A 23,803-nucleotide genomic window follows, 5' to 3' on the forward strand; every position below is an offset into this window, starting at 1 on the left:
CAAGAGAGCGGGGCGAGGGGGAGGAAAGACCGTCAGTCCTTCAAGAACTCGCCGGCCTTGTACAGCGCGCGGAACGGCAAGCCGGCCTCGGCGAACGTCTCGGTGGCGCCTTCCTCGCGGTCGACCATGGTGAAGACCAGTGCGATCTCGCCGCCGGCCTCACGCACGGCTTCCACCGCCTTCAGCGCCGAGCCGCCGGTCGTGGTGACGTCCTCGACGATCACGATGCGCTTGCCTGCCAGCGTCTCGCCCTTGGCGAGCCCTTCGACGGCGAGCCGCGCGCCGTGCTCCTTCGGCTTCTTGCGCACGAAGAACGCCGCGATCGGATGACCCTTCAGCCAGGAGAGCTGGGCGATGGCGCCGGCGAGCGGCACCGCGCCCATCTCGAGCCCGCCGACGAAATCGAGCCGGTCGTCCTTCAGCGCCTCATAGGTGAGCTCGGCGAGCAGCGCTGCGCCTTCGGGATCGAGCATCGTCGGCTTCAGGTTGAAATAGAAATCGCTCTTGCGGCCCGACGCCAAGGTGATCTCGCCGCGGCCGAACGAGCGCTTGCGGATGATCTCGGCGAGGCGGGCACGGGAGGCTGACTTGGACAAAGGCTTTTCCCTTGGGGGTTCTTTGGGGCTTCTGAAACGGCCGGCAATCTATCGGCGGTCTCCCGCACATTCCAGCGGGTAAATCCCGCCGTCAACAGTGCCCGCGCCGCCATTTTCAGCGCAGCCGTGTGCGGAAAGCGCGGGTTGTGCGGCCGTTGCAATCCCCGTAAGCAGGCGCCAAACACTCGGCCAAACACTTGCACGGGAAGCGGAAATGACCATCGAGCTGCACACCTGGAACACCCCCAATGGCCGCAAGATCTCGGTGGCGCTGGAGGAAATGGGGCTGCCCTACAAGGTGATCCCGGTGAATATCGGCAAGGGCGAGCAGATGGCGCCCGCGTTCCTCGCGATCAGCCCGAACAACAAGATCCCGGCGATCATCGATCCCGATGGTCCCGGCGGCAAGCCGGTCAGCATCTTCGAGTCCGGCGCGATCCTGCTCTATCTCGGCGAGAAGACCGGCAAGTTCCTGCCGAAGCCGCTGGCGGAACGGATCCCGGTCTATGAGTGGCTGATGTGGCAGATGGGCGGTTTCGGCCCGATGCCGGGTCAGGTGCACCATTTCATCGCGCTGGAGAACGAGCAGGACCGCGCCTATGGCCTGAAGCGCTACATGGCCGAGACGCGGCGGCTCTACGGCGTGCTGGATCGCCGGCTGGATGGCCGCGAGTTCGTCGCCGGCGATCTGTCGGTAGCCGATTTCGCCATCCTCGGCTGGGCCTGGCGCCATCCGCGCCACAAGGTCGACCTGGCCGACTTCCCCAACGTCAAGCGCTGGTACGATGCGCTGATGGCCCGCCCGGCGACGAAGCGGGGCATGGAGGCGAAGCTGGATTGATCTTCTCCCTCGCCCCGCTCTCTTGTCCGCCGAAGCCCGCCTTCGTGCGAAGGCGGATGCGGGGAGAGGGTCGGGGTGAGGGGCTCTCTCGGCAAAGAAGTTGGAAGTTGTATTCGCGGTGGCTCCCCCTCACCCGGATCGCATCTGGCGATGCGACATAGCCGAAGCCTTGCTTCGGCGTTCTTGAGGACGGCCGCCGGAGGCGGCCTATGCTCTCCCCGCAAGCGGGGCGAGGTAAGAGAGCAAGTCACGCCCGCCGCGCCTCGAGCGCCATCTTCATCGCAAGTCCCGCGAGCACCGTGCCCATCAGCCAGCGCTGCACCAGCAGCCAGGTCGGGCGGGTGCCGAGGAACACCGCGATCGAGCCGGCGGCGAGCGCGATCATCGCATTGACGCTGACGCTGATCACGATCTGGATCGAGCCGAGCGCGAGCGACTGCGTCAGCACGCTGCCGCCTGCGGGATCGATGAACTGCGGCAGCAGCGCCAGATAGAGCATCGCGATCTTCGGGTTGAGCAGGTTGGTGATGAAGCCCATCGCGAACAGTTTGCGCGGGCCGTCGACCTTCAGCGCCTTGACCTGGAACGGCGAGCGGCCGCCCGGCTTCAGCGCCTGCCACGCCAGCCAGAGCAGATAGGCGGCGCCGGCGAAACGCAGCGCGTCATAAGCATAGGGAATCGCAAACAGCAGCGCGGTGATGCCGAACGCCGCGCACAGCATGTAGAACACGAAGCCGAGCGCGACGCCGCCGAGCGAGACGATGCCGGCCGCCGGCCCCTGGGTGATCGATCGCGAGATCAGGTACATCATGTTCGGTCCCGGCGTCAGCACCATGCCGAGGCAGACGAGCGCAAAGCCGAGCAACGCGGATGTGTGGGGCATAATGGGGCTCGCAAGGGGATACGCACACTTCTAGCGCGTCATCCGCCACGCTGCCATGTTGGAATTGCTCTCGGAGCAATGTCGCTCTGCTCCCTCGCCCCGCTCTCTTGTCCGCCGAAGCCCGCCTTCGTGCGAAGGCGGATGCGGGGAGAGGGTTGGGGTGAGGGGCTGCTTCCGCAAAGACGGTGAGAGTGAGTTCGCGGAGATTCCCCCTCACCCGGATCGCATTCCGCTTCGCTGCATGCGATCCGACCTCTCCCCGCAGGCGGGGCGAGGTGGAGTCTAATGCGCCTCGTCCCAGTTGTTCGCGGCGCGGGCGTCGACCTGCAGCGGCAGCGACAGGATCACCGCCGGGAACGGCGCGTCCTGCATCACCTTCTGCACCACCGGCAGCGTCGCCGCGACCTCGTTGTCGGGCACCTCGAAGATCAGTTCGTCATGCACCTGCAGCAGCATCTGCGCCGAGAGCTTCTTCTCGGCGAGTGCGTCCTCGACCCGGATCATGGCGCGGCGGATGATGTCGGCTGCGGTGCCCTGCAGGCGGGCGTTGATCGCGGCGCGTTCGTTGAAGGCGCGCACCGAGGCGTTGGACGCCTTGATGTCCGGGTAGTAGCACTTGCGGCCGAACAGCGTCGTCACATAGCCGTTGCGGCGGCAGAAGTCCTTGGTCTCGTCCATGTAGGCGCGGATGCCCGGGAAGCGCTCGAAGTACTTCTTGATGTAGGCGGAGGCTTCCTCGCGCGCGATGCCGAGCTGGTTGGCGAGGCCGAACGCCGAGATGCCGTAGATGATGCCGAAATTGATGGCCTTGGCGCGGCGCCGCACCTCGCTCGGCATGTCCTTGATCGGCACGCCGAACATTTCGGAAGCCGTCATGGCGTGAATGTCGAGCCCGTCGCGAAACGCCTGGCGCAGCACCGGCACTTCGGCGATCTCGGCGAGCAGCCGCAGTTCGATCTGCGAATAGTCGGCCGACACCAGCTTGTGACCGGGTGTTGCGATGAAGGCGCGGCGAATCTTGCGGCCGTCCTCGGTACGAACCGGGATGTTCTGCAAGTTCGGCTCGTTCGACGACAGCCGGCCCGTCGTGGTCGCGGCGAGCGCGTAGGTCGTGTGCACGCGATGGGTCTGCGGGTTGACGTAGGTCGGCAGCGCGTCGGTGTAGGTCGATTTCAGCTTCGAGACCTGGCGCCACTCCAGAATCTTCCTCGGGAATTCGTGGCCCTGTTCGGCGAGCTCGTCGAGCACCTGCGCGGTGGTCGACCAGGCGCCGGTCTTGGTCTTGGTGCCGCCGGGCAATCCCATCTTGCCGAAGAGGATGTCGCCGATCTGCTTCGGGCTGCCGACATTGACCGGCTCGCCGGCGATCTCCTGGATCTCGGCCTCGACGCGCGCCGCGGTCTGGGCGAAATCGCCCGACAGCCGCGACAGCACCTGGCGGTCGATCGAGATGCCGCGCCGCTCCATCCGCGCCAGCACCGACACCAGCGGCCGCTCCAGCGTCTCGTAGACCGTCGTCATTCGTTCGGCCACGAGGCGGGGCTTCAGCACCCGCCACAGCCGCAGGATCAGGTCGGCGCTTTCGGCCGCATATTCGGTCGCCTTGTCGATCGTGACCTGATCGAAGGTCAGCTTGCCCTTGCCGCTGCCGACGAGGCCGCCATAGCTGACGACGGCATGGCCGAACCAGCGCTCGGCGAGCGCCTCCAGCGCATGCGAGCCGCGGCCGGCATCGAGCGCGTAGGACATCAGCTGGGCGTCATCGATGTTGCGCAGCGTGACGCCGTGCTGCGCCAGGGTCACCGAGGTGAACTTGACGTTGAAGCCGACCTTCTGGATGCCTGCGGACTCCAGCAGCGGCTTCAGCGCCTTCAGTGCATCGGCGGTCTTGATCTGGCCGGGCGCGAGGCCCGCATCGAACAGCCCGGCGCCGCCACCGGCCTGCCGGTGGCCGAGCGGGATGTAGCAGGCATCGTTGGGCGCCACGGCGAGCGCCAGTCCCGACAGTTCGGCCTGCATCGGGTCGATCGATTCCGACATCGCCTCGATCGCGATGTAGCCGGTGTCGTGCGCGCGCGCGACAAAGGCGCCGAGCTGGTCGAGACTGCCGATCGCCTGATAGGCCTTGCGATCGAAGCCGGTCTTGCGGATCGCCTCGCCGCGGGCCTCGGCCAGCGTTGCCGGCGTGCCCTTCAGGCTGGAGTTCTTGTCGTCGCGTGCGCCGGTCGGCTTGGCCCTCGCGGGTGGTGCTGCGGCCGATGTCGGAGCGTCTCCCGGCGCCGGCGTCACGTCCGACGGCGGCAGCGGCGAGAACACGCTGGCGCCGCTCTTGTTGCCGGGATCGGCATCGACATCGGCGGGGTCGATCTGCGCATAGTCGGCGACGCGGCGGGTGAGGGTGGAGAACTCCATCGCCTTGAGGAAGGAGATCAGCCGGCGCGAGTCGGGTTCGTGCACGGCGAGGTCGTCGAGCGGCACCTCGAGATCGACCCTGTCGTCGAGCAGCACGAGCTGGCGCGAGATGCGCGCCTTCTCGGCATTCTCGAGCAGCGCCTCGCGCCGCTTCGGCTGCTTGATCTCGCCGGCGCGGAACAGCAGCTGGTCGAGATCGCCATATTCGATGATCAGCTGCGCGGCGGTCTTGATGCCGATGCCCGGTACGCCGGGCACGTTGTCGGTGGAATCGCCGGCCAGCGCCTGCACCTCGACGACCTTCTCGGGCGGCACGCCGAATTTCTCGATCACCTCGTCGCGGCCGATGCGGCGATCCTTCATCGTGTCGTACATCACGACCTTGTCGTTGACGAGCTGCATCAGATCCTTGTCGGATGATACGATCGTCGTGGTCGCGCCGCGCTCGGTGGCGAGCCGCGCATAGGTCGCGATCAGATCGTCGGCCTCGAAGCCGGCCTGCTCGAGGCAGGGCAGCTCGAAGGCGCGCACCGCCTCGCGGATCAGCGCGAATTGCGGGATCAGATCGTCGGGCGCCGGCGGCCGGTGCGCCTTGTAGTCGGGATAGAGCTTGTTGCGGAACGTGATCTCCGACTTGTCGAACACGATCGCCAGATGGGTCGGCCGGTTGTCGTCCGGCATGTCGCGCAGCAGCTTCCACAGCATGTTGCAGAAGCCGAGCACGGCGTTGACCTGCAACCCGTCGGACTTGCGGTTCAGCGGCGGCAGCGCGTGGTAGGCGCGGAAGATGTAGCCCGAGCCGTCGACCAAAAAGATATGGTCGCCCTTCGCCGCGGGCTTGGTAGTAACGGGCTTGGCGGCGACGGGCTTGGCTGCGGTCTGCGGGGCTGATTTGGCGGGGTCTTTGGAGGCTGTTTTCGGCATGGCCGAAACTTAGGGATTTTTGCGGAGATTGACAGCCTTTGTGTCGCTGAATCCGCCCGTGCCACACAACGAATTCGATGAATTTGAGACCCGTCATCCTGCTGCGAAGCGGCGTCTCGAAGGATCGACGGCCACCGACCGGGCCGTGCATCCTTCGAGACGCGCTACGCGCTCCTTAGGATGACGGGAACAGCGCCAGCACGACGCCGAGAAGCTACGCCTTGTCCCCGGTCGGCGAGAACAGATAGCCGCCACCGCGGATGGTCCGGATCACCGACGGCTTGGTTGGGTCGAATTCGATCTTGCGGCGGATGCGCATGATGCGCAGGTCGACGGCGCGGTCGAAGGCTTCCGCGTCGCGCGCATTGGCCAGTTCCAGCAGCCGCTCGCGCGACAGCACGCGCTTCGGATTGGCCGCGAACACCTTCAGCAGGCCGAATTCGGAGGCGGTCAGCGGGTGCTCATTGCCCTCGTCGTCGCGCAGCGCCTGGGCCTCGAGATCGAGCCATTTGGTGCCGAACCGCACCAGCTGCTCCTTTTCGGCCTTGGTGCTCGCCGGTTCCGGCGCAGCTGATTTGGCGGGTCCGCTCCGCCGCAGCACCGAGCGGATGCGTGCCATCAGCTCGCGCAGCTCGCAGGGCTTGGCCACGTAATCGTCGGCGCCGAGCTCGAGCCCGACCACGCGGTCGATCGGGCTGGCAGTAGCTGTCAGCATGATGACGGGGACGTTGATCTTGCTCTTGAGGTCGCGGATGATCGACAGACCATCCTCCTCGGGCATGTTGAGGTCCAGCACCACGAGATCGGGCGTGCTGCTCTCGATCTCCTTGCGCAGGCTCTTGCCGCCATCGCACAGCGTCACGCCGAAGCCGTGCATCTTGAGGTAATCGCCGACCATCTCGCGGGCCGGCGCCTCATCGTCGACGATGAAGATATGCGGGTTCTGGTTCATGATGTCTCTGTCGCCGGCAGTGTAACCGTAAAGGTCGACCCCTGTCCGGGGCCCGGGCTCTGTGCGGTCACATGGCCGCCATGCATGTCGATGATACGCTTGACAATGGAAAGGCCGAGGCCGGTCGAGCTTTCGCCCGCGGTCGGCTTAGCCGACAGCCGCTGGAACCGGCCGAACAGCCGGCCGAGATCCTCGGGGCTGAGGCCGGGGCCCTGGTCGGCGATCCGGATCACCGTGTCGTCACCTTCGTGGCTGACCGCCACCGTGATCTTGCCGCCGATCGGCGAGTACTTGATGGCGTTGCTGACCAAATTGTCGATCGCCTCGCGGATCCGGTCGCCGTCGCACATCGTGACGAATTGCTGCGGCCCCGAGACCGAGATGCTCTGCTGCTTGTTGACGGCCGAGGGTAAATTAGCCTCGGTGACCTCGTTGACGAGGGCCGCGACGTCGACCGGCTCGCGGCGGATGGTGATGTCGAAGGCGTCGGCCATCGCATCCGAGATCAGGTGGTCGACCATCGAGGTCAGCCGCCTGGTCGCATCCCTGATGTGCTCGACCTGGGCGGTGACGTTCTCCTTCGGCGAGCCGGCACTGATCAATTCGGTCAGCATCTCGGTGCGGCCGAGGATCACGCCGAGCGGATTCTTCAGATCGTGGGCGACAGTGCCGAGGATTTCGTTCTTGAAGCCGTTGGCACGCTGCAGCCGCAGCCATTGTGCCGACAGCCGCCGGTTGGCCTGCATCAGCGCGCGGGTGCGCTGCGCGACGCGGTCCTCGAGCTGGGTGTTGGCTTCTTGAAGCTGCTGGTAGAGGATCACGTTGTCGAACGCGATCGACAGCCGGCTCGAGAAGATCTCGACCAGCGCGCGGTCGGTGTCGGAGAGCTGGCGCTCGGCCTGTAGCAGCACCACGACCTCGCGGCCGCTGCCGGTGCGCGAATAGAGCACGCTGCGGTGGTCGGCGAACTCGTTCTTGCGGCGCTGGAACGCTTCCTCCACCATGTGCCGCAGGTCGGGATCGAGCGCCTTCGATGACGTCGTGCCGATGAAGCGGCTGTAGCAGCCCGAGCAGGCCAGCACCGAGAAATCGGCGGCGGCGGCGTTGCCGTCGTCGCGCAGCACCAGGATGCCGGCGCAATCGACATTGAGCAGCGAGGCGAGCTGCGTCAGCACGCCCTCGGCCAGCCGCTGCATCGACTTGAAGTCGTACAGCGTCGAGGCCGCATCGATGATGATCTCGAGCCCGCGCCTTGTCTGCACCATGCGCTCGAGCTGCTGGTAGCTGCGCAGCGCGGCGGTCAGCGAGGTGAACAGCTTGTCGGCGGTGAGCTCGGTCTTCGCCTTGTAGTCGTTGATGTCGTATTGCACGATGACGCGCCGCTCCGGCGCCTGGCCGGGCTGGCCGGTGCGCAGGATGATGCGGACGGTCTCGTTCTTGATGTCGTTGCGGATGTATTCGACGAGCTCGAGGCCGGCGACGTCGGTCTCCATGATGACGTCGAGCAGCACGGCCGCGATGTCGGGGTTGTCCCGCATCAGCGTGCGGCCTTCGGCCGCAGAGTAGGCCGACAGGATCTCCAGCGTCGCGCCGTTCAGGTTGTAATCGCTGAGCGCAAATCGGGTGCCTTCGTGGACGGCGTGATCGTCGTCGATCACGGCGATCTTCCATTTCCGTACCGGCGAGTCCTCCGGGGGGCTCTCGGTGTCGTCGATCAGTTGGAGGACATCGTCCTGTTCGGCCATTGACTGGTTCCGTCGGCTGCTGCGTCAGTGATCGTGGGCTCGCCCATGGCAGCCCCCTTGGCGATCCTGGGCATGATAATGCGAAAAGTGGTGCCTTGTCCTACCCTTGACTCCAGCATCATGCGTCCGCCGAGCTGCTGGGTGACGAGGTTGTAGACGATATGGAGGCCGAGGCCCGTGCCACCTTCGTTGCGTCGGGTCGTGAAGAACGGGTCAAACGCCTGTCGCTGCACGTCCGGCGTCATGCCAGCCCCGTCGTCCGCGAAGATGATCTCGACATCATCGGTGCCGCGACCGCGCGCCGAGATCGTGATGTTGCCGGAGCGGCCGTCGGCGAAGGCATGATTGACGGCGTTGAGGAAAAGATTGGTTAAGATCTGGCCATAGGCGCCGGGATAGCCGTCGATCAGGAGCCCATCGGGCACGTCGACGGACAGCGCGATCGCGGCCTTCTTCAGCACCGGCCGCAGGCTCGCCACGATCTGGTCGGTCGATTCGCTCAAGGCAAACTGGCGGCGTTCGGCATGTGAGCGATCGACGGCGACCTGCTTGAACGACTGGATCAGTTCGCCGGCGCGCTGCAGGTTCGCAACCAGTTGCTGTGATGCGTCACGCGAGGCACGCACGAATTCGTCGAGCCTGGAGCGGCGCAGCGGCTCGGTCTTCAGGTCGTTCTCGAACATCTCGCTGCGGCGGGCAAAGCTCGAGGCGACCGTCAGGCTGATGCCGATCGGATTGTTGACCTCGTGGGCCACGCCCGCAACGAGCCCGCCGAGCGCGGCGAGGCGCTCGGCATCGATCAGGTTCTGCTGGGCGGCGTTGAGCTCGAGCAGCGCGCTCTCGGCCTTCTCCTTGGCGCTGCGCAGCTCGTCCTCGGTCTTGCGCTTGGCGATCGCGTTTTCGCGGAACACCTCGACCGCGCGCGCCATGGCGCCGACCTCGTCCTTGGCCGAGGTGCCCTGCACCGGCCGGTCGAGGTCGCCCGAGGTGATGGTGCGCATCGCGGCCATGATCTGCGCCAGCGGCAGCCGGATCGAGAGTGCGATCATGACGCCGGCCGACATGATGACGCCGAGGAAGATCACGGCGATCGACAGCACCCGGCGCGAGATCGACGTCAGCGTCTTGTCGAACGTCTCCTGCGCCTTCTGCTCGCGCTGGCGCATCTTCACCGAGAGCTCGTCGATCGCGCCGATCGCGTCGGCCTGGCTGGCGTCGATCGAGTTGCGCAACAGATCGGTGCGGTTGGTGAGCTGTTCGCTGAGCTTGCCGAGCCCGTCGCGCAGCTCGGCGGTCTTGACCTTGAGCCGCGCCAGCGCCATGCGCTGCAGGTCGTTCTCGGCCAGATCGGTCATGACGGGAATCGTCTTCTCGATCGTATCGATGTTGCGGCGGGCTTCCTCGGCCGACGAGGAGGCAAGCGAAAGGTAGTAGGCGTTGGCGGCGACCAGGAGCGAGGTGAAGGCTTCGCGCGATTTGCCGAGCGCCGGCCAGATCAGCGCGTCGCGATGGCCGGTGGCGCCCTCGATGATCGAATAGAGCCCGGCCATGTCCCTGGTCGGCGACAGCACCTGCTCGTCATAGGTCTTGGAGATCGTGGTCTGCAGGGTGCGCAATTCACCGAAGCCGTCGAGGAAACGGCTGGTGACGCGCTCCAGCTGCTCGACCGAGCCCGACAGCATCGGGTCGGTCGAGGCCCGGTTGGTCAGCGTGCCGAGCACGGCCTCGCGGAGCAGCAGGATTTCCGCAAACAGGTCCGGGCTCGGCTGGTTGATGTAGCGATGGATCAGGTTCTGCAGACGGCTGGTCTCGCTCTCGAGCTTGGCCAGGATCTTGTCGGATTCCCGCACCTGGCGGACGTCGTCCCAGGCCGAGCCGAGCACCTTCGAGCCGTTCCAGATCAGCACCGCCAGCACGACCACGACGGCGGAATTGAGCAGCGCGATCGAAAGAATGCGCCAGCGGATCGGCACCGCACGCAGCAACTGGACGATGCGGAAGCGGCCCTGCGGCCCAAAGGCCGCCCGCGGTCGCATCGTCCCGTCCTGTTTGGGCGCGTCCAAGATCCGGTCACTCCATGTTGCGGATGCGTTCGATCAGCGCAGCTATCGCCGGATCGCGCTCCGCCTTGGCATAGATGCCGGCCATCGCCGCCTCGAACGGCTTGCGGTCGAAATCGGTCACGACCTTGACGCCGGCCTGCTCCGCCTGCCTGCGCGAGCGCTCCTCGAGCTCCCGCCACTTCTCGCGCATGTAGATGCTGGAGCGCTGCGCGGCTTCGCGGAAGATGGTCTGCTCGTCCGGCGTGAGGCTGGCCCAGGCCTTGCGCGACATCACCAGCACTTCGGGGCTCACGGTGTGTCGGGTCAGGGTATAGTAGCCGGCGTATTTGTAGTGGCCGGTGGTGACGAAGGACGGCCAGTTGTTCTCCGCGCCGTCGATCAGCCGGTTGGCGAGCCCGGTCAGCACCTGGCCATAGGCCATCTGGACCGGCTGGGCGCCGAGCGCGCGGATCATGTCCGACATCTGTTCGGATTGCTGCACGCGCAGCCGCAGCCCCTTGAGGTCGTCGAGCGAACGTACCGGGCGGACGCTGTTATAGATCGAGCGGGCGCCGGAATCGTAGAAGGTCAGCCCGACGAAGCCGTGGGCCTCGAGACCGTTCAGGATCTCGTTGCCGATCGGTCCATCCAGCACATGCTGCAGATGCTCAAGGGATCGAAACAGGAACGGCATCGCCAGCACGTTCACCGAAGGCACCATGGTTCCGATCAGCGCGACATTGGTCCGGTTCAGATCGATGGCGCCGGCCCGGGTCTGCTCCAGCGTCTCCTTTTCCTCGCCGAGCTGGCGGGAATGGAAGACCACGATGCGGTGCCGGCCGCCGGTGCGTTCGGCGATCAGGCGGTCCATGTAGTTCAGCGCCTGGACCGTCGGATAGTCTTCATTCTGGGTATCGGCGGTGCGGAATTCGCGCGCAAAAGCACTCGCCGAGACCGCTGTGCATAACAGCGCGACGGCAAGCGTTATTGTCCGCGAAAGGCCGGCGCGGCGGTACACAGGCAACAATTCCCCTTGTGGTTTGTGTCTGGGGCGGGAGCAAAAGGTTCAACACTTTTAGCAGAATGGCGGTGGTTCGCCCATCCGCCATACGTTAAAACCGAGCTGCAACCTGCGGTGTCGATTGAATTTGTGGTTGTAGCGCCTTATGACCGCGTGTTGGCATCCGGGAACGGTTGGTTGTGAAGCTCGCCTTGAATGTCTTGCACCTCGTCGTCGCGGCCCTTCTGCTTGTGGCGCCGGCACGAGCTGCGACCGAGATCATGTGGTGGCACGCGATGTCGGGCGAGCTCGGCAAGCAGCTCGAGAAGCTCGCCGCCGACTTCAACGCCTCGCAATCCGACTACCGCATCGTGCCCGCCTACAAGGGCAACTACACCGAGACCGTCACCGCGGCGATCTTCGCGTTCCGCTCGCGCAGCCAGCCGGCGATCGTTCAGGTCAACGAGATTGCCACCGCAACCATGATGGCGGCGCGCGGCGCGATCTATCCGGTGTTCGAGCTGATGCGGGATCAATCGGAGGCGTTCGCGCCGTCGGCCTATCTGACCGCGGTGGCGGGCTACTATGCCGATGTCGACGGCAATATGCTGTCGTTCCCGTTCAACGCCTCGACGCCGATCCTGTACTACAATAAGGATATGTTCCGGTCGGCCGGGCTCGATCCGAGCGAGCCTCCGAAGACCTGGCCGGAGCTCGGCATCGTGGCCAAGCGGCTGCGCGCGGCGGGTGCGATGTGCGGCGTGACCACGTCATGGCCGTCCTGGATCAATGTCGAGAATTTCTCCGCCTTTCACAACCTGCCGATCGCGACCAAGGCCAACGGATTTGCCGGGCTCGACGCGCAGCTGATCTTCAACAACCCGTTGGTGGTGCGCCACATCGCGCAGCTCGCGCAGTGGCAGGCCGACAAGACCTTCGACTACAGCGGCCGTGGCCAGGCCGCCGAGCCGCGCTTTCAAAAGGGCGAGTGCGGCATCTTCATCGGCTCGTCGGGCACCCGTGCCGACATCAAGGCCAATTCCAAATTCGAGGTCGGCTACGGCATGATGCCGTTCGATCCCGACGTGCAGGGCGCGCCGCAGAATTCGATCATCGGCGGCGCGACGCTGTGGGTGCTGCGCGACCGGCCGCGCGCCGAATATGCCGGAGTGGCGAAATTCTTCGCCTATCTGTCGCGGCCGGAGGTGCAGGCCGCCTGGCATCAGAACACCGGCTACCTGCCGATCACCCGCGCCGCGTTCGATCTCAGTCGCACGCAGGGATTCTACGAGCGCAATCCCGGCGCCTCGATCTCGATCGAGGAGGTCACGCTGAAGCCGCCGACCGACAATTCCAGAGGCATCCGGCTCGGCTCGTTCGTCCTGATCCGCGACGTGATCGAGGAGGAGCTCGAGCAGGTGTTCACCGGCAAGCGTTCGGCGCAGGCCGCGATGGACAACGCCGTCGAGCGCGGCAACCGCCTGCTGCGCCAGTTCGAGCGCGCCAATCCGGATCGGTGAAGGGCACATTTCCTCCCAGGATGACGGACAAGCAGTTGAGCAGCCTGGATGAATGTATGACTCCGTGACTGCGCATCAGATTCGGTGTCGTCCCTGCGAAAGCAGGGACCCACAACCACCGAAGCTCATAGTTGTGCACCACAGGGACGACGAGTCCCTTTTATAACATCCGCCGCGGAGTATGGGTCCCTGCTCCCGTGCGCAATTGCGCACTAGGCAGGGACGACAGTTGAACAAGCCTTTGCGCAGGGATGACGAGGATAGAGTGGGCTACGAGATTCCTTGAAATGATATCCCTTCCACCATTTGCCGACTACGACACCTACCGCGCCTGGCGCGGCGACGCGTCGCGCTGGTTGCCCATCGCGCGCGACATTGCCGACGACTATGGGTTGTCCTGCGCCGCGCCGCACGTGTTCTCGACCGGCACCAACCTCGTCGTCGGGCTCGACGGTGAGCTGATCCTGAAACTGTTTCCGCCGTTTCTGCGCCCGCAATTCGTGTCCGAACGCGGCGCGCTGGCACAGTTGCGCGGACGGCTCGGCATTCCGATTCCCGATCTCATCGCGGAAGGCGAGCGCGACGGCTGGCCCTATCTCGTCATTACACACCTCGCCGGCACCGTCGGCTCGGAGGTGTGGCCATCGCTGTCGGAGGCCGAGCGCGAGCGCGTGCTCGCCGAGATCAGCGCCGTGATCGCCGAGGTGCAGCGCGTGCCGCCCGGCGGCCTGCTGGCGATCGAGCCGCGCTGGGAGGCCTTCATGCGCGGCCAGATCGCGCAGTGCCGGGCGCGGCACGAGCGGCTCGGCCTGCCGGCAAAATTGCTCACCTCGCTCGACGATCTCCTGCGCGACGCCACTGAGTTGATCCCGATGCACGCGCCGCCGGTGATCCTGACCGGCGAGTACATCCCGGAGAATTTCCTGCTGGGCCGCCGCGCCGACGGCTGGCACGTCGCCGGCCTGTTCGACTTCGGCGACGTCCGGACCGGATGGGGCGAGTACGACCTGCTCGGCCCCAGCGCCTTCATGGCCGCCGGGCATCCGCGCCGGGTGCGCAGCCTGTTCGACGGCTACGGCATCCCGCGCAGCGAGGTGACGTTCGCGCTGAAGCGGCGGTTGATGGCGCTGATGATGTTGCACTCGGCCAGCGATCCGCTGCGCCATATCTGCATCGCGGGCTGGCCGGATCGGGTCGATGACTTCGTCCAGTTGCAGGAGTTGGTCTGGCCGGACTAGCGGTGACAGTCATGCCGATCTGGGGAGCCGTATCCGCCAGGCGATCCAGCCAACGGCTATTGACAGTGTCGCCACGATAGTCGGCGGCACCCCGTGCCCGTATTCGCCGTGGAGGGTGACGGTCGCGAGCGCCGCCAACATCACGGCACAGCCGAGCGCCGAGCCCCACAGCCGCGTCCGTGCCCGCGCCAACAGAACGGCGGTCGTGAGTTCCAGCGATCCGGTGACGAAATGGAACCAGTGCGGGTATCCCCACCGCAGATACTCTTCGTAGATAGACTCAGGGGCGAAGATGTTGCTGAGCGATCCCACGACGAAGAAGGCTGCAAGCGCCAAGGCCGAGACTCGGCGCCAGGAAATCGGTGACATTTGTCCATCCTTTTCTGATGAGGGCGTCGCGGAGAGACGGCCGGCCGCGACGCATTCGCTCCGAGGAAGATGCGAATTTCCGGAACAGGTCCGAAGTCGCATCTCATCGCTGATCCGCGGACCTACGCCGTAGCCGCCTTCTTGGCCGCCGCGAAGACATCGCGGGGAAGCGTTGTGCCGGCGACGCGCTCCGTGCCCGCTACGCCAAGGTCCATCCAGCCAGCGTTGACGGCGTCGAACATCGCTTCAGCCGGTCCGGTTTGGCCCTTCGGGATGCCGAGTTGCTCGAATGCTGCCGGCCACTCGGCACGCGGGACAGCGAAGGCCGTGACTTCGCGCTGCATGACATCGCCCAGTTGCGTGGCGACTTCATCCGCGCTGACCATCGAACCAAGTTCGATGACGCGCTGCCCCGACCACGCCGGCCCAGTCAGCAGCGTCGCCACCTCGGCACCGATGTCGTTCGTCGCGACCATGGTCGATTTCCGGTTGGTCGGGTTGTAGTACACGGGGAGCGTGCCGCCCTGGGCGACGTGCAGGCCGTAAAGGAAGTTTTCGAAAAACCCGCCGGCGCGCACAAAGGCGGTCGGCGATGTCAGTTTACGAAAGCTCTGCTCCAGCAACGACAGGGCTGTGATCATCCCTAGCTCGCTGGTTCTGTTCGCGCCCATCGACGAGAGCCCGACGACCCGCGGCGGCGCGGCCTTGGTCAGCGCCTCGACATAGTTCGCGATGACGCTCTTGGCTTCCTTGAAGTCCGGCGAGGGGGCCCAGACGGCTGGCAACATGACAAACGCGCCGTCGACGCCCTTGAGCGCCCGCTCGATGGCGGCCGTGTCGTTCCAGTCGCCGTCCACCAGTTCCACACCCTGGTCCGTCCAGCTTGCCGCCTTCGCGCGGTCGCGAACCAGCGCCCGTACTTTCTTGCCTTGCGCCAACAGATGCCTGGCCGTTGCGCCGCCGACTTTTCCTGTAATTCCAGTGACTAGAAACATGCGTATTCTCCTGGCCCAGTCTGGTCTATGTTTGAGGGTAGGTCTCAGATAAAGACCTTCGGCCTGCTCCGTAAGGAGGCAGTTTTTTGTAACCAGGAGAGAAAAAGGGGACCCGGCATGAGCGACGCATTGAGCGCGATCGAGCGATTCAGCCGATATCAATCGGACGACGCCCGGTCAGTAAAACCCGTCCATTGCCCGGTGCGCGATGTGCTCGACTGTATCGGCGACAAATGGAGCATACTCATGATCATGACCCTCGCGACGCGACCGCAGCGCTTCAGCGAGCTTCATCGCGCCATACGCGACATCTCCAAACGCATGCTCACCCAGACGCTGCGAGACTTGGAGCGCGACGGACTGATCACCCGTCATGTCTTTCCGACCAAGCCGCCGAGCGTTGAATATTGCCTTTCCCCGCTGGGCCAATCCCTGCTGGAGCCGATGGCGAGCCTCATCGATTGGGCCGACCGTCGCTATCCCGATATCCATGCCGCGCGCGTCCGCTTTGACGGAGCACCCCGTGAGGTCCAGCGCCAGTGATTCGGGGCTGAAGTTCGCTTTGCCGCACGTGTGAGGCTTGGCGGTGGTAGGGTCGGCCAGAAAACAAGCATCGTTCGCGGCTTGCTTATTCATTGAGCAGATAACCCCTCTTTGTATGCAATTTCGAGCGCGCCCACGAGTACCAGATCGAGATACCTTTGACGGTTTCTTTCATTCCTTCAGATGGTTAGCATCTCATAAAGTTTCGTTAAGGGTTGGCACAATCCTTGCGATCTGAGTTCCAAGGCCATTCTCACGGGCGTTGGAGCATCACATGAAGCGTCGCGATTTCCTCAAATCGGTGTCCGGGCTGGCAGCGGGGGCGCTGGCGCCGACCGCGCCCGCGATCTGGTCGCCGGCCAAGGCCGACGCGCGCTCCGAGACGCTGCTGATCGTCTCCGAAGGCGGTCCCAACAATCTCGATATCCACGGCGTCGGCACCAACGTGCCCGGCTATGAAGTGTCGTGGAATTGCTACGACCGGCTGATCAGCCACGAGATGAAGAGCGGTCCGGGCGGCGTGCCCTATTACGACCGCGACAAGTTCAAGCCCGAGCTCGCCGAGGACTTCAACATCGGCGACATGTCGGTCACCTTCAAGCTGCGCAAGAACGCCAAATTCCATGACGGCGCGCAGGTGACGGCGAAGGACGTCAAATGGTCGCTCGACCGTGCCGTCAGCGTCGGCGGCTTCCCGACCTTCCAGATGAGCGCGGGCTCGCTGACCAAGCCCGAGCAGTTCGTCGTCGTCGACGACCATACGGTGCGCGTCGATTTCCTGAAGAAGGACAGACTGACGATCCCCGTCCTCGCGGTGATCGTGCCCTGCGTCGTCAACTCCGAGCTGGTGAAGAAGAACGCCAGCGAGAAGGATCCGTGGGGTCTCGAATTCACCAAGCAGCAGACCGCGGGCTCCGGCGCCTACAAGGTGACCAAATGGACCGCCGGCACCGAAGTCATCATGGAGCGCAACGACGACTGGGTCTCTGGCCCGATGCCGAAGATCAAGCGCGTGATCTGGCGCATGGTGCCGCAGGCCGGCAACCGCCGTGCGCTGCTCGAGCGCGGCGATGCCGATATCTCCTACGAACTGCCGTTCAAGGACTTCCAGGAGATGAAGACGAACGGCAAGCTCAACGTGGTCTCGCTGCCGTTCTCCAACGGCATCCAGTACATCGGCATGAACGTGACCAAGCCGCCGTTCGACAATCCCAAGGTGCGGCAGGCGATGGCCTATGCGATGCCGTACCAGAAGATCATGGATGCGGTGCTGTTCGGCCTCGCCAACCCGATGTTCGGCGCACCGAAGGACAAGCCGACCGAGGTCGCCTGGCCGCAGCCGACGAAGTACTTCACCGACATGGAGAAGGCCAAGGCGCTGCTCGCGGAGGCCGGTTATACCAACGGCTTCGAGACCACGATCTCGTTCGACCTGAATTTCGCGGGCGTCAACGAGCCGCTCTGCGTGCTGGTGCAGGAGAGCCTTGCGCAGCTCGGCATCAAGACCACCATCAACAAGGTGCCCGGCGCCAATTGGCGCACCGAGCTCACCAAGAAGGAAATGCCGCTGTTCACCAACGTGTTCTCGGGCTGGCTCGATTACCCCGAGTACTTCTTCTACTGGTGCTATCACGGCAACAATTCGATCTTCAACACGATGAGCTACAAATCGCCGGAGATGGACAAGCTTATCGACGGCGCGCGCATCGCCGCCGCCAACGGCGACACCGCCGCCTACGACGCCGACGTGAAGGGCTTTGTCGATCTCGCCTTCGCCGACATCCCGCGCATCCCGCTCTATCAGCCGTTCGTCAACGTCGCGATGCAGAAGAACATCTGCGGCTACCAGTACTGGTTCCACCGCCGGCTCGACTATCGCGCGATGGCGAAGGGGTGAGTGCTGTGAGGCTCGCAGTCGACGACGCATCCGGACGCGCTGTTGGTTCGAGTGAGGTGAGCACCGCTCTCTCATTCCCTCCCCCCTTGCGGGGGAGGGGCAGGGAGAGGGGTAAGCCCAGACGGCGGTGCTCGTGGCTACCCCTCTCCCCAACCCTCCCCCGCAAGGGGGGAGGGAGCCCGCTCAGTCCCGTTGTGGCTTTGCGCGAGACATTCGGGAGCACGCCATGCTGACCCTCATCGGCAAGCGCCTCTTGTTTGCGATCCCGTCGCTGATCGGGGTTGTGATCGTGACATTCCTGCTGACGCGCGCGCTGCCGGGCGATCCCGCGGCGTATTTTGCAGGGCCTGCGGCAACCAAGGAGGCGGTCGACCAGATCCGGAAGAAGCTCGGCTTCGACAAGCCGCTGATCGAGCAGTTCGTCCGCTACACCAACGATCTCGCCCATGGCGATCTCGGCACCTCGCTGACCACGGGGCAGCCGGTCGCCGCCGAGCTGCGCAACCGCCTGCCGGCGTCGGCCGAGCTCACTCTGCTCGGCCTCGTCGTCTCGATCGTGATCGCTATACCGCTCGGCGTGCTGGCGGCGACGCGGCCGGGTTCCTGGATCGATCATCTCTGCCGCGTCACCACGACGGCGGGCGTGTCGCTGCCGGTGTTCTTCACCGGCCTCGTGCTGGTCTACGTGTTTTATTTCCGGCTCGGCTGGTCGCCGGCGCCGCTCGGCCGGCTCGACGTGTTCTATAGCGCGCCGCCGACCGTCACCGGCTTCTATCTCATCGATGCGTTGATCGCGCGGGACTTCGAGGCTTTTCGTTCTGCGCTCAGCCAATTGATCCTGCCGGCGGTGACGCTCGCGATCTTCTCGCTGGCGCCGATCGCGCGCATGACGCGCGCCTCGATGCTGGCGGTGCTGGCGTCCGATTTCGTCCGCACCGCGCGCGCCAGCGGCCTGTCGCCCGGCAAGGTGATCGTGACCTACGCCTTCCGTAACGCGATGCTGCCGGTCATCACCACGCTCAGCATGGTGTTCTCCTTCCTGCTCGGGGCCAATGTGCTGGTGGAGAAGGTGTTCGCCTGGCCCGGCATCGGCTCCTACGCGGTCGAGGCGCTGATCGCGTCCGACTTCGCGCCGGTGCAGGGCTTCGTGCTGACCATGGCGGTCATGTACGTGCTGCTCAATCTCCTGATCGACATCCTCTATGGCGTGATCGATCCGCGCGTCAGGCTGGAAGGCTAGGGAGGGGCGTATGAGCAGCGTTGCACCGACCGTCGAACCCGCAGGTCCCGCCCGCACCTCCGGGCTTGCCGCAGTCTTCGAGCAGACCCGCTATGTGCTGGGCGAGAACAAGGTCACCGGCTTTGCCTTCGCGCTCTTGGTCGTGATCATGTTTGCCGCGCTGTTCGGGCCCTACGTGGTGCCTTATGATCCGCTCGCTTCCGACACCGCGGCTGCATTGAAGCCGCCGTCCGCCGCGCACTGGTTCGGCACCGATCAACTCGGCCGCGACATCTTCAGCCGCGTCATCGTTGCAACCAGGCTCGACACCTTCATCGCGGTCGCCTCCGTCGTGCTGGTGTTCCTGATGGGCGGGCTGGCCGGCATCGCCGCCGGCTATTTCGGCGGCTGGACCGATCGCATCGTCGGCCGCATCGCCGACACCATCATGGCGTTTCCGCTGTTCGTGCTGGCGATGGGCATCGTCGCGGCACTCGGCAACACCGTGCAGAACATCATCATCGCGACCGCGATCGTGAACTTTCCGCTCTATGCCCGCGTCGCACGCGCCGAAGCAAACGTCCGCCGCAATGCCGGCTTCGTGCAGGCGGCGCGGCTCTCCGGCAATGGCGAGTACCGCATCCTGCTCGGGCACATCCTGCCCAACATCATGCCGATCATGATCGTGCAGATGTCGCTCACCATGGGCTACGCGATCCTCAACGCCGCGGGACTCTCGTTCATCGGCCTCGGCGTCCGGCCGCCGACCGCGGAGTGGGGCATCATGGTTGCCGAGGGCGCCGGCTTCATGGTGTCGGGCGAATGGTGGATCGCGCTGTTCCCGGGCCTTGCGCTGATGATCGCGGTGTTCTGCTTCAACCTGCTCGGCGACGGCCTGCGCGACATCGTCGACCCGCAGCGGAGGACGTAGATGATGTGGACCTGGCTAACGCGTGCGCGCTTTCTTCGCCTATCCCCGCGTGCGAGGAGAGGCCGGGCCGCGTTAGCGGACCGGGTGAGGGGGGCTCTCCGCGCACTCCTTAGCCAGTTGTACGTGCCGATAGATGCCCCTCACCCCAACCCTCTCCCCGCAAGAGCGGGGCGAGGGGGCGCACTGAACAAGGGGAGGACGTGATGGCCGCCTCGGTACGGTGCTGTGATACCGTTCTGCTCCTTTGCATGGGGTTGTTTTCGATATTTCTTGAGAGCCGCACATGACCGCCCAGCCATTGCTCGACGTCAGCGACCTCACCGTCGAGTTCACGACGCGTCGCGGCATCGTCAAGGCGGTGCAGCATGTCAACATATCCGTGGCTAAGGGCGAGACCGTCGGCATCGTCGGCGAGTCCGGCTCCGGCAAGTCGGTGACGTCATATGCGGTGATGCGGATTCTCGACCGGGCCGGCCGGATCGCCGAAGGCTCGGTGATGTTTTCCGGCATCGACGTCAAGGCGGCAACCGAAAGCCAGATGCGTGATCTGCGCGGCCGCGAAGTCTCGATGATCTTCCAGAATCCGCGCGCCGCCCTCAATCCGATCCGCAAGGTCGGGCACCAGATCGAGGACGTGCTGCGCCAGCATGTGCAGCAAGCACAGGTCACCGATCGCGGCGAGACGGCGATCGAGGCGCTGGAGCAGGTCAAGATCGCGCGTCCGCGCGAGCGCTATCACGCCTATCCGTTCGAGCTCTCCGGCGGCATGTGCCAGCGCGTCGTCATCGCGCTCGCGCTCGCCTGCAACCCGCAGCTTCTGATCGCGGACGAGCCGACCACCGGCCTCGACGTCACCACCCAGAAGGCGGTGATGGACCTGATCGTCGAGCTGACTCGGCGCCGATCGATGTCGACGATCCTGATCACGCACGATCTAGGTCTCGCCGCCGCCTATTGCGACCGCGTCGTGGTGATGGAGAAGGGCCGCGTGGTGGAGACGGCGAAGTCCGCCGACATCTTCGCCGCGCCCCAGCACGACTATACGAAGAAGCTGATGCGCGCGACGCCGCGGATCGGGGTGTCATTGCGGGACCTGCTGCCGGAGGAAGATTCCCTTGCCTCTCCCCGCGTGCAGGGAGAGGCCGATGTGCGAAGCGCGGCGGGTGAGGGGGACTCTCCACGAGCCGTGTCTGCGGACGCAGCCCCTCACCCCAACCCTCTCCCCGTGAAGAACGGGGAGAGGGAGCAGACACAACCCCTTCTGCTGGTCGAAAAGCTCGTCAAGGAATATCCCCGCCAGGGTGCAGGCTCGATGCTCGCAAAACTATTCGGCCGCAAGCCGCCGGTCGAGGAGGACATCTTCCGCGCCGTCGACGGCATCAGCTTCTCGATCGACCATGGCGAGAGCGTCGGGCTGGTCGGCGAATCCGGCTGCGGCAAGTCGACGACGTCGATGATGGTGATGCGGCTGCTCGACCAGACCTCCGGCCGCATCACGTTCGACGGCGAGGACATCGGCGGCATCATGCCGCAATCCTTCGCGCGGCTGCCGCGACGCAGCCAGATCCAGATGGTGTTCCAGGATCCGACCGACAGCCTCAATCCGCGCTTCACCGCGGCGCGCGCGATCGCGGATCCAATCATGCAGCTCAGCGATATCAGGGGACGCGACGCGCTCCGCGACCGCTGCGAGGAGCTGGCGCGGCTGGTCGGCCTGCCGGTCAATCTGCTGGACCGCTTTCCGCACCAGCTCTCCGGTGGCCAGAAGGCCCGCGTCGGCATCGCGCGCGCGATCGCGCTGCACCCGAAGCTCGTGATCCTCGACGAGCCGACCGCGGCGCTCGACGTCTCGGTGCAGGCGGTGGTGCTCAATTTGCTGCAGGACCTCAAGCAATCGATGGGCATGAGCTATCTGTTCGTGTCGCACGATCTCAACGTGGTGCGCCTGCTGTGTGATCGCGTCATCGTGATGCGCAGCGGTCGCATCGTCGAGCAGGGCGCATCCGAACACGTCTTGGGCAATCCGCAGGATGCCTATACAAGGGAGCTGCTCACGGCGATCCCGCACCCGCCGTTGCCGGTGTCCTGAGAAATTATGCAGGGAGTGAAATGGCCGATCATCTCGACGACTACATGAACGCGGTCGCCAGTGCGATGGCGCTGCCGCTGGAAGATGCCTGGCGTCCCGCGGTGCGCGCCAATCTCGAGGTCGCGCTGCGGCTTGCGCGGCTGGTCGATGACTTCCCGCTGCCTGACGATCTCGCGTCAGCCGCCGTCTATTCGACCTGAGATCGCGATGTCCGAAACTTCCGTTGCCATGTCGGCCGCCGAAATCGCGCAGGCCGTATCAAGCCGCAAAATGACAGCCCTTGCCGCGACCGAGGCCGCGCTCGCGCGCATTACGGCGCATGACGAGGTGCTCAACTCCTTCACCGACGTCACCGCCGATCGCGCCCGTGCCAAGGCCAAGGCGGTCGATGCCGCGATCGCGGCGGGCCAGCCGGCCGGCCCGCTCGCCGGCGTGCCCTTCGCGGTGAAGAACCTGTTCGACGTGCAGGGCCTCTCGACTCGCGCCGGCTCCAAGATCAATCGCGACCTGCCGCCGTCGCCGCGCGATGCCGCGCTGATCGAGCGGATGGAAGCGGCCGGCGCCGTGCTGGTCGGCGCGCTCAACATGGGCGAATACGCCTACGACTTCACCGGCGAGAACGTGCATGACGGCCCGTCGCGCAATCCGCACGATCCGACGCGGATGACCGGGGGCTCCTCGGGCGGCTCGGGCAGCGCCGTCGGCGGCGCGCTGGTGCCGATCGCGCTCGGCTCCGACACCAACGGCTCGATCCGGGTGCCGTCGTCGTTCTGCGGCACGTTCGGCCTGAAGCCGACCTATGGCAGGCTGTCGCGCGCGCGCTCCTATCCGTTCGTCGCGAGCCTCGATCATCTCGGTCCGCTGGCGCGCAGCGTGAAGGATCTCGGGCTGGCCTATGACGCGATGCAGGGACCTGACGCCGACGATCCCGCCTGCATCGTGCAATCGGTCGAGCCGACCGTGCCGTTGCTGGCCAACGATGTCCGCGGGCTGCGGATCGCGATCGCCGGCGGCTATTTCCAGCAGAACGTGTTTCCGGAGGCCATCGAAGCCGTCGCGCGCGTCGCCAAGGCGCTCGGTGCGAAGCAGACCGTGGAATTGCCGGAAGCCGCGCGCGCCCGCGCCGCAGCCTATATCATCACCACCACCGAAGGCGCCGCGCTGCATCTCGACCGGCTACGCAAGCGTCCGAACGATTTCGATCCGGCGGTGCGCGACCGCTTCATCGCAGGCGCGATGGTGCCGGGTGTCTATGTCGACAAGGCGCAGAAATTCCGCCGCTGGTACCGCGCCAGGATGCTGGAGCTGTTTCAGTCGGTCGACGTGATCCTGGCGCCGGCGACGCCGTGCACGGCGCCGAAGCTGGGTCAGGTCAATTTCACGCTCGATGGCGTCGAGCTGCCGGTGCGCGCCAATATCGGTATCCACACCCAGCCGATCTCGTTCATCGGCCTGCCGGTCGTGGCGGTGCCGGTGCCGCTCGAGCCGCTGCCGATCGGTGTTCAGATCATCACCGCACCCTGGCGCGAGGATATCGCGCTGCGGGTCGCCTATGCGCTGGAACAGATGGGCGTCGCGGTCGCGCCGGCGCCCAGAGGGATCTAATG

General features: G+C 65.3%; 19 protein-coding genes. 10 read left to right on the forward strand and 9 right to left on the reverse strand.

Features of this window, described 5'->3' with window-relative positions; genetic code table 11:
- Positions 1-32: 32 nt before the first annotated feature.
- Entirely contained in the window at positions 33-596 is a 564-nt protein-coding gene (gene pyrE / locus ACVW1C_RS23005; RefSeq protein WP_173639249.1) for an orotate phosphoribosyltransferase, read from the reverse strand.
- Positions 597-810: 214 nt separating this feature from the next.
- Between pyrE and ACVW1C_RS23010 the strand changes: the two genes are divergently transcribed.
- Positions 811-1,437 (forward strand): glutathione S-transferase family protein, encoded by a 627-nt coding sequence (locus ACVW1C_RS23010; protein ID WP_456760363.1) that lies wholly within the window; start codon positions 811-813, stop codon positions 1,435-1,437.
- Positions 1,438-1,684: 247 nt separating this feature from the next.
- Here the strand turns inward: ACVW1C_RS23010 and ACVW1C_RS23015 are convergent, their stop codons facing one another.
- The 6 genes from ACVW1C_RS23015 to ACVW1C_RS23040 all read right to left on the reverse strand — a co-directional run bounded on the left by ACVW1C_RS23015 (position 1,685) and on the right by ACVW1C_RS23040 (position 11,419).
- The gene (locus ACVW1C_RS23015; RefSeq protein WP_223974893.1) at positions 1,685-2,320 is read right to left on the reverse strand and encodes a LysE family translocator; all 636 of its coding nucleotides are present in this window, start codon (positions 2,318-2,320) and stop codon (positions 1,685-1,687) included.
- A gap of 282 nt (positions 2,321-2,602) precedes the next feature.
- Positions 2,603-5,656 (reverse strand): DNA polymerase I, encoded by a 3,054-nt coding sequence (polA, locus tag ACVW1C_RS23020; protein ID WP_456760364.1) that lies wholly within the window; start codon positions 5,654-5,656, stop codon positions 2,603-2,605.
- A 214-nt stretch (positions 5,657-5,870) separates the two neighbouring features.
- The gene (locus ACVW1C_RS23025; RefSeq protein WP_456760365.1) at positions 5,871-6,608 is read right to left on the reverse strand and encodes a response regulator; all 738 of its coding nucleotides are present in this window, start codon (positions 6,606-6,608) and stop codon (positions 5,871-5,873) included.
- Entirely contained in the window at positions 6,605-8,353 is a 1,749-nt protein-coding gene (locus ACVW1C_RS23030) for an ATP-binding response regulator (RefSeq protein WP_456760366.1), read from the reverse strand. Before ACVW1C_RS23030 ends, ACVW1C_RS23025 begins: the two co-directional genes overlap by 4 nt.
- Positions 8,323-10,389: an ATP-binding protein gene (locus tag ACVW1C_RS23035; RefSeq protein WP_456760367.1), complete on the reverse strand. Its 2,067-nt coding sequence runs from the start codon at positions 10,387-10,389 to the stop codon at positions 8,323-8,325. The genes ACVW1C_RS23030 and ACVW1C_RS23035 overlap by 31 nt, the downstream gene beginning before the upstream one ends.
- A 34-nt stretch (positions 10,390-10,423) precedes the next feature.
- The gene (locus ACVW1C_RS23040; RefSeq protein ID WP_456760368.1) at positions 10,424-11,419 is read right to left on the reverse strand and encodes a TRAP transporter substrate-binding protein; all 996 of its coding nucleotides are present in this window, start codon (positions 11,417-11,419) and stop codon (positions 10,424-10,426) included.
- Between the two features lie 188 nt (positions 11,420-11,607).
- On the opposite strand from ACVW1C_RS23040, the gene ugpB reads away from it, so the two are divergent.
- Together ugpB and ACVW1C_RS23050 are read left to right on the forward strand one after the other, a co-directional pair.
- Positions 11,608-12,915 (forward strand): sn-glycerol-3-phosphate ABC transporter substrate-binding protein UgpB, encoded by a 1,308-nt coding sequence (gene ugpB / locus ACVW1C_RS23045; protein ID WP_456760369.1) that lies wholly within the window; start codon positions 11,608-11,610, stop codon positions 12,913-12,915.
- A gap of 287 nt (positions 12,916-13,202) precedes the next feature.
- The gene (locus tag ACVW1C_RS23050) at positions 13,203-14,153 is read left to right on the forward strand and encodes an aminoglycoside phosphotransferase family protein (protein ID WP_456760370.1); all 951 of its coding nucleotides are present in this window, start codon (positions 13,203-13,205) and stop codon (positions 14,151-14,153) included.
- Between the two features lie 9 nt (positions 14,154-14,162).
- Here ACVW1C_RS23050 and ACVW1C_RS23055 read toward each other — a convergent pair whose 3' ends face one another.
- Both ACVW1C_RS23055 and ACVW1C_RS23060 read right to left on the reverse strand, forming a co-directional pair.
- On the reverse strand, positions 14,163-14,522 hold the full coding sequence (locus ACVW1C_RS23055; protein ID WP_456760371.1) for a DoxX family protein: 360 nt from the start codon (positions 14,520-14,522) through the stop codon (positions 14,163-14,165).
- A gap of 122 nt (positions 14,523-14,644) precedes the next feature.
- Positions 14,645-15,517, reverse strand: coding sequence for an NmrA family NAD(P)-binding protein (locus tag ACVW1C_RS23060; RefSeq protein WP_456760372.1), 873 nt, complete (start codon positions 15,515-15,517; stop codon positions 14,645-14,647).
- A 117-nt stretch (positions 15,518-15,634) separates the two neighbouring features.
- Here ACVW1C_RS23060 and ACVW1C_RS23065 point away from each other — a divergent pair, with 117 nt between their 5' ends.
- The 7 genes from ACVW1C_RS23065 to ACVW1C_RS23095 all read left to right on the forward strand — a co-directional run bounded on the left by ACVW1C_RS23065 (position 15,635) and on the right by ACVW1C_RS23095 (position 23,801).
- A complete protein-coding gene (locus tag ACVW1C_RS23065; protein ID WP_456760373.1) occupies positions 15,635-16,060 on the forward strand; it encodes a winged helix-turn-helix transcriptional regulator in 426 nt (141 codons plus the stop codon).
- Positions 16,061-16,334: 274 nt separating this feature from the next.
- Positions 16,335-17,957, forward strand: coding sequence for an ABC transporter substrate-binding protein (locus ACVW1C_RS23070; protein ID WP_456760374.1), 1,623 nt, complete (start codon positions 16,335-16,337; stop codon positions 17,955-17,957).
- A 226-nt stretch (positions 17,958-18,183) separates the two neighbouring features.
- Positions 18,184-19,197 carry an ABC transporter permease gene (locus ACVW1C_RS23075; RefSeq protein ID WP_176533972.1) on the forward strand — a complete coding sequence of 338 codons (1,014 nt, stop codon included), beginning with the start codon at positions 18,184-18,186 and terminating at the stop codon, positions 19,195-19,197.
- A gap of 10 nt (positions 19,198-19,207) precedes the next feature.
- A complete protein-coding gene (locus tag ACVW1C_RS23080) occupies positions 19,208-20,107 on the forward strand; it encodes an ABC transporter permease (RefSeq protein ID WP_229167812.1) in 900 nt (299 codons plus the stop codon).
- Positions 20,108-20,390: 283 nt separating this feature from the next.
- Positions 20,391-22,196 (forward strand): dipeptide ABC transporter ATP-binding protein, encoded by a 1,806-nt coding sequence (locus ACVW1C_RS23085; RefSeq protein WP_456760375.1) that lies wholly within the window; start codon positions 20,391-20,393, stop codon positions 22,194-22,196.
- Positions 22,197-22,216: 20 nt separating this feature from the next.
- On the forward strand, positions 22,217-22,396 hold the full coding sequence (locus ACVW1C_RS23090) for a DUF4089 domain-containing protein (RefSeq protein ID WP_456760376.1): 180 nt from the start codon (positions 22,217-22,219) through the stop codon (positions 22,394-22,396).
- A gap of 28 nt (positions 22,397-22,424) precedes the next feature.
- Positions 22,425-23,801, forward strand: a complete 1,377-nt coding sequence (locus ACVW1C_RS23095; RefSeq protein ID WP_456763146.1) for an AtzE family amidohydrolase — start codon at positions 22,425-22,427, stop codon at positions 23,799-23,801.
- The last annotated feature ends 2 nt before the right edge of the window (positions 23,802-23,803 follow it).

Source organism: Bradyrhizobium sp. USDA 4011 (assembly GCF_054063415.1).

Coding starts and splice junctions, on each gene's coding strand:
- ACVW1C_RS23010 (WP_456760363.1), top strand. CDS start 811: ATGACCATCGAGCTGCACACCTGGAACACCCCCAATGGCCGCAAGATC.
- ACVW1C_RS23015 (WP_223974893.1), bottom strand. CDS start 2,320: ATGCCCCACACATCCGCGTTGCTCGGCTTTGCGCTCGTCTGCCTCGGC.
- polA (WP_456760364.1), bottom strand. CDS start 5,656: ATGCCGAAAACAGCCTCCAAAGACCCCGCCAAATCAGCCCCGCAGACC.
- ACVW1C_RS23025 (WP_456760365.1), bottom strand. CDS start 6,608: ATGAACCAGAACCCGCATATCTTCATCGTCGACGATGAGGCGCCGGCC.
- ACVW1C_RS23030 (WP_456760366.1), bottom strand. CDS start 8,353: ATGGCCGAACAGGACGATGTCCTCCAACTGATCGACGACACCGAGAGC.
- ACVW1C_RS23035 (WP_456760367.1), bottom strand. CDS start 10,389: ATGCGACCGCGGGCGGCCTTTGGGCCGCAGGGCCGCTTCCGCATCGTC.
- ACVW1C_RS23050 (WP_456760370.1), top strand. CDS start 13,203: ATGATATCCCTTCCACCATTTGCCGACTACGACACCTACCGCGCCTGG.
- ACVW1C_RS23055 (WP_456760371.1), bottom strand. CDS start 14,522: ATGTCACCGATTTCCTGGCGCCGAGTCTCGGCCTTGGCGCTTGCAGCC.
- ACVW1C_RS23060 (WP_456760372.1), bottom strand. CDS start 15,517: ATGTTTCTAGTCACTGGAATTACAGGAAAAGTCGGCGGCGCAACGGCC.
- ACVW1C_RS23065 (WP_456760373.1), top strand. CDS start 15,635: ATGAGCGACGCATTGAGCGCGATCGAGCGATTCAGCCGATATCAATCG.
- ACVW1C_RS23070 (WP_456760374.1), top strand. CDS start 16,335: ATGAAGCGTCGCGATTTCCTCAAATCGGTGTCCGGGCTGGCAGCGGGG.
- ACVW1C_RS23075 (WP_176533972.1), top strand. CDS start 18,184: ATGCTGACCCTCATCGGCAAGCGCCTCTTGTTTGCGATCCCGTCGCTG.
- ACVW1C_RS23080 (WP_229167812.1), top strand. CDS start 19,208: ATGAGCAGCGTTGCACCGACCGTCGAACCCGCAGGTCCCGCCCGCACC.
- ACVW1C_RS23085 (WP_456760375.1), top strand. CDS start 20,391: ATGACCGCCCAGCCATTGCTCGACGTCAGCGACCTCACCGTCGAGTTC.
- ACVW1C_RS23090 (WP_456760376.1), top strand. CDS start 22,217: ATGGCCGATCATCTCGACGACTACATGAACGCGGTCGCCAGTGCGATG.
- ACVW1C_RS23095 (WP_456763146.1), top strand. CDS start 22,425: ATGTCGGCCGCCGAAATCGCGCAGGCCGTATCAAGCCGCAAAATGACA.